Source organism: Yersinia similis, from assembly GCF_001053095.1.
In the GTDB taxonomy this organism is placed as follows: Bacteria; Pseudomonadota; Gammaproteobacteria; order Enterobacterales; family Enterobacteriaceae; genus Yersinia; species Yersinia similis.
Genome location: NZ_CGBP01000042.1, coordinates 1 through 13,169, shown reverse-complemented (window position 1 = coordinate 13,169; position 13,169 = coordinate 1). Strand labels below are relative to the sequence as shown.

Sequence of the window (13,169 nt, the reverse complement as noted above, 5' to 3'; positions counted from 1 at the left end):
AGACCAGATGTTGCATTTCTTTATTCGTCGCCCCAAATTTGCCATTGTCATCGCACTGGTGATAACCCTGGTTGGCTGGGTTTCACTGTATGTTATCCCGGTCGAGCAATACCCGGATATCACGCCGCCGGTGGTCTCCGTCAGTGCTGTTTATCCAGGTGCCAGCGCCAGGGACGTGGCGCAAGCTGTTGCGTCACCACTGGAAGCGCAGGTCAATGGCGTCAGCCATATGTTGTACATGGAATCAACCAGCGCCAATAACGGCAGCTACCAACTGAGCATTACCTTTGCCAGTGGGACCGATCCCGATATGGCTGCGGTTGAGGTGCAAAACCGTATCTCGCAGGTGAGTGCGCAACTGCCTGCGGAAGTGAATGAAAATGGTATCTCGGTACGTAAACGCGCGTCAAACCTGCTATTAGGGGTCAGCGTTTTCTCCCCTCAACAGACCCATGATGCACTGTTTGTCAGTAACTACACCAGCATACAATTGCGTGATGCTATTGCTCGTATCAATGGTGTCGGTGATGTACAGGTCTTTGGCGCGCGCGATTACAGTATGCGTGTCTGGCTGGATCCGCAACGTATGGAATCGCTGAATGTCAGCGTGCAGGATATTGTTGCCGCGCTGCAACAGCAGAACGTACAAGCGGCGGCAGGGCAGATAGGTTCTTCACCGTCGGTGTCCAATCAGCAACAGACGTTGACTATCAGTGGGCAGGGGCGCTTGACCGATGCACGGCAGTTTGCCGGTGTGATTATCCGCAGTAATCCACAGGGCGGTATGATCCGCTTGGGCGATGTGGCCCGCGTGGCCTTGGGGGCACAGAATTATCAAGTCAGTGCGGCACAAAACCAGACTGAATCGGCCTTCTTAGTGGTGTATCCGGTCCCTGGAGCCAATGCGCTCAATGTGGCAAATGGCGTCCGTGACGAAATGGCCCGGCTGTCGGCCGCCTTTCCGGCGGATCTAACCTATGAAATTAATTACGACTCTACCCTGCCGGTGACGGCGACACTGCATGAGATTGCGGTGTCACTGACCCTGACACTGATTGTGGTGCTCGCTGTGGTGTACCTGTTTTTACAAAGTCTGCGCGCGACCTTTATTGTAGCGCTCACGGTTCCGGTCTCGTTGCTTGGCACCTTTGCTGTGCTGTATGTTTTTGGTTATTCGGCCAATACCCTCAGTCTGTTCGCCATTATTCTGGCACTGACCATTGTGGTAGATGATGCCATTGTGGTGGTTGAAAACGTTGAGCGGTTATTGTCGAACGACCCCGATCTTTCACCGGCAGAAGCCACCCGGCAGGCGATGAGCCAAATTGCCGGGCCGATCATCGCCACCACACTGGTGCTGATGGCGGTATTTGTGCCAATCGCTATCTTGCCGGGGATCATCGGCGAGCTGTATCGCCAGTTTGCGGTAACGCTTTCGGCGGCGGTCATTCTATCCAGTATCAATGCGTTAACACTGAGTCCGGCGCTGTGTGCGGTCCTGCTTAAACGGCGCACACTCGCAACAACTGGCATGTTCGGCACGATTAACAAGGGGCTTGATCGCGCCCGTGATGGTTATGTTGTCTTAACGGGGCGGATCAGCCGCCGTGCGGTATTTAGCATCGCGGCGCTGCTACTGGTGGGGTTGGCAACGTGGTGGGGTTATAGCCGCCTGCCAACCTCGTTTCTGCCAGAGGAAGATCAGGGCTATTTTTTTGTCAGTTTACAATTACCCGATGGTGCCTCACTGAACCGAACCCAAACGGTGATGGACCAGATGTACCAACAGGTGATCACGAATGATGCCGTTGAGGATGTGATAAAAATCACAGGGTTTAGTCTGCTCAGTGGCAACAATGCGCCTAATGCCGGTTTTGCTATTGTGATGCTAAAGCCTTGGGGGCAGCGGCCGCACATTGACCGCGTGCTGACCAGTATTCAGGCCAATCTGGCGGCGATCCCCTCGGCGATGATTATGGCGGTGAACCCGCCAGCGATTGCCGGTTTGGGCAGTGCTTCGGGCTTTGATTTGCGCATTCAGGCACTGCTAGGCCAATCGCTGCAGGAGCTGGCGCAGGTGAGCCAAGGGATTATTTTTGCCGCTAATCAGGATCCAAAACTGAGCCGGGTCTTTACCACCTTCAGTGCTTCGGTGCCTGAAACTAATTTGAGTATCGACCGTGATCGCGCCGCCTTGTTACAAGTGCCGGTTAGCCGCATATTCCAAACGCTACAAACCTCGCTGGGGGGGATGAATGCCGGTGATTTCACCTTGAATAACCGTATGTTCCGGGTGCAATTACAAAACGATATGAATTTCCGCCAGCGCACGGCGCAGATCAATAACCTGAATGTGCGCAGCGATAACGGGGCATTAGTCAGTTTGGCGAACCTGGTCACGTTGACCCCGTCAGTGGGCGCGCCCTTTATCAGTAATTTCAACCAATTCCCTTCGGTTGCGATCAGCGGTTCAGCGGCTGATGGGGCCAGCTCAGGTCAGGCGATGGCGGCAATGGAAGCGCTATTGGCGCAGAATTTACCGCAAGGCTACAGCTACAGTTGGAGCGGGATGTCATGGCAAGAGCAGCAGACCGGTGGGCAAGTGGTGTTTATTTATCTTGCGGCGCTGGTCTTCGCTTATTTGTTTTTAGTCGCCCAGTATGAAAGCTGGAGTATCCCGCTGGTGGTGGTCCTCTCGGTGGTGTTTGCCGTGGGCGGTGCGGTGGCGGGGCTATCGGCGATGGGGTTTGCCAACGATGTATACGCGCAAATAGGTTTAGTGCTACTGATCGGGTTGGCGGCAAAGAATGCGATTCTGATTGTCGAATTCTCCAAGGCGCGGCGAGAAGAGGGGGCGAGTATCGCGGAGGCCGCACAGGACGGCGCGAAACAGCGTTTCCGTGCCGTGATGATGACCGCCATTTCGTTTATCCTCGGTGTGATGCCGTTGGTTTTTGCCAGTGGTGCTGGGGCGATGAGCCGCCAGATTATTGGTATCACGGTATTTGGCGGCATGTTGATGGCCACCGCCGTAGGGATCTTATTTATTCCGGCGCTGTATCTGCATATTCAACGGTTGCGCGAGTGGACAAAAAACCGCAAGCAGGATGTTGACGAAAGCCTATAAAAGAAGGTGATGCGTTCTATCCAATTCTTTGGATTTAATGCTGTTTTGTCATAAAGCCCATACCCGCCGGTTAAGGCCGGTGGGTATGGGTGACTCTTTGGGGGCGGTGACTGAATGGCCAAATCAATTAAATTACAATCTCATATAAACTATCAATAAAATCATTAAAGGTTGGAGATATGTAATGCATGTTTCTCATGTCGGGTTGTTCACCATCTGCTACTTCTTCCTCATGATCCCAAAAGAAGATACCGCTATTTTCTTTAGTACCGCAAAGTAACAATAAGTTTCCCCCTGGATCCGTTGCGATTGGCACAAACCCTTGAGGGATCCTCTTTTTATACAGGTCATAACACGCGGCTATGCTGTCGGATTTATCACCATTAGTACTCAAGAATTTATCGACACAGGAGCCATCTTTACTATCAATAAAATAAAAACCATCAGGTTCTGGGTATCCACCATTATATTTCTTAAGAAATTCTCGATAATCATTAGGGAAGGTAATTCCTAATTTTTTTTCGATATTAACAATTGATAGTTCGTCTGCCGGGCCTTTTGCGTCATGGATTACGGTCATAATTTTATTTTCCTGTTGCTATCCCACCGGTATGTTTTACAGCAGCATGTATATCTGTTGGTACTAATTGCATATAACCAGAGTCTTGATGGTGGTGCCAAGTATAATCTTTTGGACGTGGTTTTTTTCTACTATATCCAGCAGCTCTATCTGCTCTGGCAAAGTCAACACCACGATTTTCACCTAACTCGATACGTACATTTTTTATCGAATATCTTGAAAAATCAGGGAAACCTGATTTAGTAAATGGAACACTATGTGGATATTTTTTTCCAATTTTAATTGGGAGACTTTCCCGTGGGTAAATTTTCCCAGCATATTTGCTATTAAGTGGCAACCTACCATTTATGGGGTTTACCATTGTTGGTATACGTCCGAAATCGAGTATCGAGGCTGTCGCAATCATCGCACCAGCCGTTTGTTCATTCAATACTTGATCAAACCTTTTTGCCGCATTACCCCCGAAATTTTTAGCTGTATCAGCAAACATCTCTGGGTTTTGGTTATACACACCACCCGCAGCTTTCCTGTTGATGGGAGGGCGTGTTTTCAGAGCAAACTGATCGGTTTGCTCTGAACGAGCCTTCAAGGGGAACTTCGTAGGGCGGGGTTTGCCGCCGATGCGCTGATAATCCCTTCGTTTCACCGAGGCATTATATGTCCGGATAATACTGTCAGCACCGCTTAAGCTAAAAGCGAGTGGATTGGTACATATTAACTTACCTTCTTCATTGATATAAAATAGCTTTGCCGGGCCGTATAGATCGCTCAGCATGACTATATCACCAAAAGAAACCATTTTTTCCAGCTTCTCTTTTTCACGTATTCCGCATGGCAATGCTTGATTCGAGCTAATCTGTCTCTCACGCATATTTATGATATAGCGCCCCGTGTTGTGGCGGTCATCAAATTCATATTCACGGTTTATTCGTGACAATGCGGTGTTAGGGCTGATGATTCGCTCGTACTCTTCAGGGGGGAGGTTATCTTGTGAAAGAGAGTACAGATAGTTTCCGGGCAGGCTGAGGCTCATATCCCATTCCTTATGGCATTAATCCTAAATTATTTTGGAATATACCCTCCGTGCTTGAATTCATGTGAGGGTATCAATTAAATTTTGGGAGTGTGTCACAACAAGATTAACGTATAATTTTTATTACAAATACCATTGTTAGTTATTATATTAATATTCGATATCTAAGGTGACTTTTTTATGACAGAATCTGTTTTCTTGAAGCTATTATCCATCAATGTTAAAACTGATGGATAATTATTCTGTCGCAAGCTTTTTATATCTTCTAAATAATCCAAGTTACAGGAAGACCGCCAACGCATAGGTAATTTGATATGTAACGAGTATGTGGCTATTTACTCTCTTTAAGCGTTCCCGGTTTCAGTGCCAATAATTCACGGTAGGCAGCAACGGCTTCTTTTTTACCGAGTTGGATATATATATCCACTAGAGACTCATCTAATTTTCTTATCCAAGGTATATTCTCTCGACCTTTTTCAGATAACCCATTGAGCATTTTAGCGATGATATTTATCGATTTAGCATCATTATGATATAACGGATATTCAAGATATTGCGTTATATCTATATTGGACAGTAAGTTGATGACATGCTCTTCTGGCGCTAATGAGATTAATTCAAAAATTTCGTTAAGATGACTACTGTCTTTTTGGGTAATAAGTGAATTAATAACAGTATTAAGTATGTTTACTTTTGATTCTATTAATTTATAACGCTCATTTTTAGAGATAAGTGACACTATATTTTTGAATGCCATTGTTGTTTTATTTTTTTCTCTATAACAAACTATATCAAATAATGTGTAATTTGTTTTTTTATTATTTACAAGTAATTCACTGCGTTTGTTTTCGGGAACTAATTGTAGCAGTTCGCCAAATGCGTTTATGGCATCAGCGTGATCATTAAGTAATGCTTGTTCAAAACCCATTATTCCATCAGGACTTTTAGCGGTAAGTATTTCCATCAGCTTTTCCGGGTTTTTCTTATATATTATTTCTAATTGATTCTTTAAATTTTTAATTTCTTGTGAGAATCCCTCAATGAGGAAAGTGTATAAATTAATAGACGAGGCAGGTAAGGCTATCCAATCATAAAATGTAATTTTTTTCCCTGTACACTCAGGAACACTTTCGTTAGCTGGTTTTTTACAAATATAAAGGGTTGATATTTCACTTGATTCAGTTGGATAGTAGCTCTTGTAAAAGTTGCCAAATAAATGATGATTAATAAAATCCTTCACCTGAAAATCTCTCACTTTAACTAAATCATCCACCTCACAGCGTACAGTAACATTAGTCATGTTGGGGTCATAAACACTAATGACGTACCTTTTCGTGTTGTCATTTTCCTTTTCCTTGATTCTCAATCTTATTGCCATCGCGTGGTTGAATGACTCAAGTAGTATGGATTGAGTATTTTCTGACTTTCTCTCCATACTCTTAAAGATCTTACTGAGACAGATGCCAAATTCATTGTTAGGAATAAAATAAATTTCTTTTGCTTGTAACTGAAGTTGCTCGTAAAGCTCTTCAATGTTGCTGGTTATTCGGTTTGCAATAATATCTTTGGATGAGAATTTATTTAAATCAACCTTTCCGGTATCCTCATCGGATAATGAATCCAATATATACTGACTTGATAGATGGCGACATTCAATAAGCTTATCAATATTATCTGTGAAATTGATTTCACAGTTTAGATTTTTTTCTTCACGACTTTTTAATTCTGATAGATACGGTTTGCTTTTATCAAAGGCATGGTGCATGGGGCTATCATTATACAGCTCTTTATTGTATAGATTAAAACTTGAAAAAATATACATATTTCACCCTATTTTTTAACGTTATTGCCAAATATATATTTAATATTTTCCAGTGAATTATCTAAATATAAAATAAGGTGAAATCTGTATATTAATGATTTGCTGAGTTATCTCTTCTCTCTCATTCCGTTTAGGGATTGCACGATCATGTTCATATTGTCTTCTACCTTAATTAAAAAATTTACCTTTCTATTCAATTCTGTCTTTGACCTTCCCCCTGGGGGAGGGTTTAGTTTGTAGGCAATTAACACATTGATAAAAAGGATAAAACGACAGTGAAAAAGACATTCGTGGTAACAGCCCGGCTGACGATGATGGCATTAGCAGCTATCACCTATAGCCATATGGCTTCTGCACAATCTTTACCTTCTTCCTCAGTGACTGCACAACAAACTGATTTTTTGGCTCAGCATGGTTTAGCGGGCAAAACCGCCGAACAGATGGTTGATGCTATCGATCAATCGCCACAAACGCGCCCGTTGCCTTATTCGGCATCGGTAACCAGTGCTGAACTGATGCTATCCGACGGGCAGCAGAAATCTGTTTATCCGCTGGGCGATAAATTTTATTTGTCATTCGCCCCTTATATCAACCAAACACACCCATGCTTTAACCACAGCTTATCTGGTTGCCGTGGCGAACTGGCCAATACACCTTTTGAGGTGAAGATTACCGACAATTCAGGCAACGTTATTATGCACCAGCAGGTAACCAGTTATCAAAATGGCTTTATTGGCGTCTGGCTGCCACGCAATATTGAAGGCACCCTTGAAGTTAGCTATCAAGGTCTCACTGCGGTCTCGCCTTTTGCGACCGGTGCCGAGAGTCAAACGTGTTTGACGACGTTGCAACTGCAAAAATAAGCGCCGAGCGTGGCCTGAGATAATAACTAATCAGGCCCATAACCCATGAGATCAATCGCCAATCAGGTCAAAAATAACCAGCGCCATAGCAATTGTCTTTATGGCAATTGCTTTCACAACATTTGTCTTCATAACATTTATTTTATAACATTTATTTTCATAACAACGACACTATCCTTCCTTCTGAAAAGTAAACCGTTCCAGTCAGTTCGATCTGTGCCATCTTCGGTGTGGATGTGTGACGCCTTTGCATACAGCAGCAGACATATCAATCTATGACCACTCAACGATCAATCACAGGCTGGGTAGGGTAAGTATCGGTAGAGACACTTACTATTAAGTCGTATTTATCTTATATGGAAGAAGGCATGTATGAGTATGGCTGCATGTACCCTTAATTAGATAAGAAACTAAAGAAACAATTACCATGCTATTGATTTATTTTGTTGTCTTCCATTTGGTTGAAAAATTATGATGATATCTTAATCTTTTATTTATAAACCAGATGGTTAAGTGTTTCTTGATGCCTAAATTATTTAAGTTAATGTTAATTTCCAAAAAAAATAAGATAGTTGCACATTATCTGTAGTCTATTTCTCATATTTTTGTGGGATTTTTCTTTTTTTATATTATAAGTGTTAATATTTAAAATCGTATATCTAGTGTGTTGTGATTTTTAATCCTTACATTTAAGTTATTGCGGGTTTTTATATCGATGCTGGTAATATTTGTGGCTTTTATACGCTGGTATGATTGAATCTTGATCTACATTGTCTTGTGGGTATCGTTCTTGTGATGAAATTTAAAAGAACGTATAAGTTGGTGTGGTAAGTTAAATTGTGCAGTTTTTCCTATTTGCGTTTTTTAGGCGCATAAAAATCTTGTTAACAGCATACATCTAAGTAATAGGCTATTTTTCAGGGCCTTACTGCATATGAATCACTTATTTTAAAATCTTAATCGCTTATTCATTACTGGGTTGGCCAATGACACATGCCTGTCATCTGACTTATATGATGCGATCATTATCAACTTAATTGACAAATTAAAAATTTGTTAAGGCTATATATGAATGCAATATTTAAGGTGATTTGGAATATATCTCTGAATGTCTGGGTTGCCGTAGGTGAATTCGCCAAAGGAAAACAAAAATCAAAAACAACCTGTGCGATTCCTCCATCTCAACATACCTCTGCAGTAATAAATAAATTTTCGTTCCCCCGGTTGGGCTTCTTGGCGATAGCTATTATAGGCGTCTTGGGGGGGCAGAATGCTTATGCTATCGATGCCCAAGGTTGTACGGACCTTGGCTCAAGCTGTGTCACGGTGAGTACTGATGCGGAATTGAGGAGTGCGCTCACCAGTGGGACGGCGACCACTATTTTAATGCTCAATGACATTACGTTAGCGTCTAATATTTCCGTCAATCAGGGCACGAGCAACCGGAAAGATTTGGTCATTGATGGCGGTGGATTTAAGCTGAACACCGGAGGAGCTCAATTTATATTCACTAACCAAACTAACGTAAGTTGGGGCGGGGCGGCAGGGTCGTTTACCTTATCTAATCTGGCAGAACTGAACTCTGCTACAGGGAATGATAACACTGTTTTCTCTATGGATGGTGGTAACAGTGCGATTAATATTATTGTCAATAATATTGGTACGATGACCAACAGTATGCTGGCGGTACTGGGGGTTATGGGCTCCGGTGGCGCACCAAACTTAAATAGCCAGTTGGTATTCGGCAACTTTACTGATCCGTTATCATTAACCTTTGGAACCAATCACCAGCTTGCGCAAGCCAGTAATATAAAATTTACCGGGCATTTTGATTTAACGGCGACGACAGGTGCATATCCTGCCGTATTTTGGACTAATGCGGCAGATGCTAATAGCCGCATGTATTTTAGCAGCACGGCAAATGTATCTATTTCTACACCGCTCTTTGCCAGTGGTCCTGGGGCATATGGTAATTATCAATATACGTTAGAAGACGGTGCTCAGTTTGCGCTTAATTCCGATCAGAATGTGTTCGGCTCCGTTAATGGCGGATTGCTCATTGGTACTTATAGCGCGGGGGTGTTTGGCAGTGGGGCAGTATTGCAACTCGCCAATACGGCAGGTACTGCGTATAGCACGGGTAATGCGATTACGAATGGCGGTAACACTAATGCCATGGGTAATGGGGTTACGCAAAATGGGGATGTGATTTATAACCTGGCGGCGGGGTCGAAGCTCGCCGTTTCAGGTGCCAATAGTATAGGCATTCTGGCCACGAAAACCGGTCCTACGAATAGTGGTGGGATCTATATTAGTTCCGGTGCCGCCATTAATGCCGCCGGTATAGGTATCTCCGCGTCCCATGGCGGTAGCGCCCCGATTGTATTGGAAAATAAAAACAGCGGTGTGATCACGGCGACTACCGGGATATCAGCGACCAATACGGGTTCTGGGAGCACTGATGTTACCAATCACGGTGTGATCACGGCGGCGACCGGGATGTCGGTAACTAATACGGGCACAGGAACCGCTAATGTTATCAATGACGGGACGATCAACAGTACCAGTGCGGGGATCGCTATTGCTTCCGGAGTGGGGACGAGTACCGTTGATAATACCCGTGGTAGCATTAATGCTTCTGCAGGGACCGCGATCAATATTGCAAACGGTACGTTGTTAAATCTGTTGGGGGGGAATATCACCACGACGAATGCAGCAACGGGGCTGAATTTTATCGGGAGTAGTGGTAGCCATACCCTGACTGATTTAATTTTTAATCTGAACGGCACGGGGAGTGCTTTTGCAAAAGCGGCTGGGGTGAACCTGGAATTAAGGCATGTCATTTTCAACACCGCCAACGGTACGGTGTTAAATGATCTGTCCGGTCTGACTTTTGCTAGCAGCACTGAAGGCCGTAACACGATTAATGTCTCGGGTACAGGTACGGGGATCGCTGCCACGAATACCGCGCTGAGTGCACTGGATGCAGAAGCGTTGGATATCAATGTCTCTGGAGCAGGTGTTGGGATCAATGCAACGGGGGGGGGCGCGCTTGATTTCACCGATTCTAACCTGACGATTACCGTTACTGGCACAGAGGGTACCGCTCTCCAGATAGCCGATGGTTCGGGGGAGACCACCATTGGTGCTGACACCCAAATCGATGCGACGGCGGCTACTGCAATTAACTTCTTAGGCTCCTCCAGTAAAACGTTAAACAACAATGGCACCCTTAAAGGCAGTGTGATATTCGCGGGTGTTGCTGGTCATACCATTAATAACAATGGAACACTGGATGGCACATTAACCACCGGTACCGGTAATGACACGTTAGTGCTAGGCAGCGCGTCGAAAAGTAACGACGTGATTAACCTGGGAGGTGGCGATAATAACGTGACCATTCAGAATGGGGCGCTGGTGTCCTCCATTATCACTGGGAATGGTGATGATACTTTCACGATCAATGGGATGAGCGTGGGGAGTACCTATCTCGGTTCGCTGGATGCGGGCTCGGGGCTCAATACCCTAAATTTCAATGCCTCAACCGATGAACTAGCGGCAGCCACCTCACTTCAGGGCTTCACCAATATTAATCTTGCCGACAGCCATATCACTCTGGTGTCTGACGATAATATCGGCAGCGGTACGGTAAATATCGATAGCAATAGTGAACTGCTATTTGGTAGCACGTTTGATGGGATTTTGAATGCGACATTAGGCTCTGGCACGGGCTCCGCCATTGTTAATAACAGCGCCAACGTGTCGTTAAGTCAGGCCAGTGTTTTTGCTGGCACGTGGCAGGTTAATAACGGAGGGGCGCTAACTGCCAGTAGCGGTAATCAATTAGGTTCGGCAAGCGTTGAGTTGGACGGTACGTTGAATCTGGACGACATTGCACTGTTCGACCATGTACTGACCGGGAACGGCACACTGAATGTGGTGAAGAACCTTGCCAGCACCGCGTTTGATTTTGGTTCGACGGTGGGCGGGGCGTTTAGTGGGATCGTCAATCTGACAAATACCACTTTTGCTTTAAGTGCGGATAACGCGGCGGCACTGGCGAGTGCCACATTAAAACTGTCGAATGACAGTGTGACCACCGTAGGCACTACCGACCGCACCCTGCACGGGCTGGATTTAAATGGCGGTATGTTGATCTTTGATGGTGCGGTACCACAGTCTCAGGACAACGGGATCGTCACTGTTACCGATCTGGCACTGAACAGCGGGACGGTCAGTATCACCGGCTCTGGTAGCTGGGATAACACCGATCCGCTGGCAACAAATGTGTCGATCCTTGAACAGGATCGGGGCGGCACGATGCTGGAATTAATTAATGCCGCGAATGTGACCGGAGATATTGACGCCCTGAATTTGCTGGTCAATGGCACGGCCATTACCTCTGGTACGCAAGGGGTGGAATCTGCCATCCAGCAGGGCGGTACCACGGTGGCGAATGCCATTCATAACTATGGCCTGACCAGCAGTAACGGCAATGGCGACAGCGGCCTGTATGTGAATTACACCCTGAGTGCGCTGGAGTTGTTAGTCGATGGCGCTAATGCGTTGTTGCTGGCGACCGAAAGCGGTTTGACGGCAAACAGAATACTGAATGCGGAGTTATTTGGTGTCGGCGGTTTGGTGGTGGATGCCCAAAATGGTGCCTTAACCTTGGCTAACGGCAATAACAGTTACGAGGGAACGACCACCGTCAATTTCGGTGAGTTGATCCTCGGGGCGAATGGCGCTTTCGGCCAGACGTCATTACTGGATATCGCCAGTGGGGCCAGTGCCAATATTAATGGCTACAACCAGACCGTGGGAGCGGTGACCAATACCGGTACGGTAACGTTGGGCAGCGGTGGAGTATTAACCAGCGGCCTGCTGACCAATTCCGGGGCCATTGATTTAACCGGGGGCGCGCTCAACTTGAGCGCTGGCGGGACGTCTACCGTGGCCGGCGGCTTAACCGGTGCCGGAACCCTGAATATTAACGGCGGTAATTTGGCGGTCAGTGCCGCCAACAGTGGCTTGAGTGGGCAGACCCATATTGCCGATGTGGCCTCTGCGACACTGACAGGGACGGGGACTTTGGGTACCAGCGCCGTCGAGGTCTTGGGTACGCTGAACCTGAACGGTGCCAATGCGGCCATGACCAACGTACTCAGTGGCGGCGGGGTGATTAATACCAACGCGGCGGTCACGCTGAGTGGGAATAACAGCTTTAGCGGCGCACATCAGATCGGTGCTAATGGCGCACTGACCGTGGGTCAGGCCAATAATCTGGGGGCCAGCAGCGCTACAGTTAATCTGGGTACCCTCACTTCTCATCTGGTCTTGAATGGCGTCAGCGAGAGCATTGCCAACGTTCTGAGTGGCGTGGTGGGTTCAACAGTCGATATTATCGGCGGAGCAGATACCGCACTGACGGCCAATAACAGCAACTTCCTCGGCCAGTATGCCTTGGCGGGTAGCAGCAAACTGACGGTTTCGTCAACGAACAATCTGGGGGCGTCATCCAGCGTGGCGCTGGCAGGGGCGGGCGATACCCTGTCGCTGAGCGGTTTTAACGGCACCTTTGGCAACAGCGTCACCGGCAACGGTGTACTGCAAGTGACCGATGATGCAGAGGTCACCCTGACCAGCAGCAACGGGGTAGGCAGCGCGGTAACCATTGATATTGCCGACGCGACGCTGAATCTGGACGATATTGCTCTGTTTAATCATGCATTGACCGGTAACGG

General features: G+C 46.3%; 6 protein-coding genes. 3 read left to right on the top strand and 3 right to left on the bottom strand.

All coding sequences use genetic code 11. The features are described 5' to 3' along the window. The first annotated feature begins 7 nt into the window (after positions 1-7). The gene (locus tag AC971_RS19900) at positions 8-3,127 is read left to right on the top strand and encodes an efflux RND transporter permease subunit (RefSeq protein ID WP_025381346.1); all 3,120 of its coding nucleotides are present in this window, start codon (positions 8-10) and stop codon (positions 3,125-3,127) included. 127 nt (positions 3,128-3,254) lie between these two features. On the opposite strand, the gene AC971_RS19895 is transcribed toward AC971_RS19900, so the two are convergent. From AC971_RS19895 to AC971_RS19885, 3 genes are all read right to left on the bottom strand, one after another. After that, entirely contained in the window at positions 3,255-3,707 is a 453-nt protein-coding gene (locus AC971_RS19895) for an SMI1/KNR4 family protein (RefSeq protein WP_012104543.1), read from the bottom strand. 4 nt (positions 3,708-3,711) lie between these two features. After that, positions 3,712-4,740 carry a DUF8093 domain-containing protein gene (locus AC971_RS25365; protein ID WP_025381345.1) on the bottom strand — a complete coding sequence of 343 codons (1,029 nt, stop codon included), beginning with the start codon at positions 4,738-4,740 and terminating at the stop codon, positions 3,712-3,714. A gap of 331 nt (positions 4,741-5,071) precedes the next feature. After that, positions 5,072-6,562 carry a ShET2/EspL2 family type III secretion system effector toxin gene (locus AC971_RS19885; RefSeq protein ID WP_025381344.1) on the bottom strand — a complete coding sequence of 497 codons (1,491 nt, stop codon included), beginning with the start codon at positions 6,560-6,562 and terminating at the stop codon, positions 5,072-5,074. Positions 6,563-6,837: 275 nt separating this feature from the next. On the opposite strand from AC971_RS19885, the gene cueP reads away from it, so the two are divergent. Continuing rightward, entirely contained in the window at positions 6,838-7,425 is a 588-nt protein-coding gene (gene cueP, locus AC971_RS19880) for a copper-binding periplasmic metallochaperone CueP (RefSeq protein ID WP_025381343.1), read from the top strand. Between the two features lie 1,068 nt (positions 7,426-8,493). Beyond that, positions 8,494-13,169: ESPR-type extended signal peptide-containing protein (locus AC971_RS19875; RefSeq protein WP_269429551.1), on the top strand; the 4,676-nt coding region annotated here is incomplete at its 3' end.

Bases quoted from the DNA above. Each gene is read 5' to 3' on its own strand.
- AC971_RS19900 (WP_025381346.1), top strand. From the start codon at position 8: ATGTTGCATTTCTTTATTCGTCGCCCCAAATTTGCCATTGTCATCGCA.
- AC971_RS19885 (WP_025381344.1), bottom strand. From the start codon at position 6,562: ATGTATATTTTTTCAAGTTTTAATCTATACAATAAAGAGCTGTATAAT.
- AC971_RS25365 (WP_025381345.1), bottom strand. From the start codon at position 4,740: ATGAGCCTCAGCCTGCCCGGAAACTATCTGTACTCTCTTTCACAAGAT.
- AC971_RS19895 (WP_012104543.1), bottom strand. From the start codon at position 3,707: ATGACCGTAATCCATGACGCAAAAGGCCCGGCAGACGAACTATCAATT.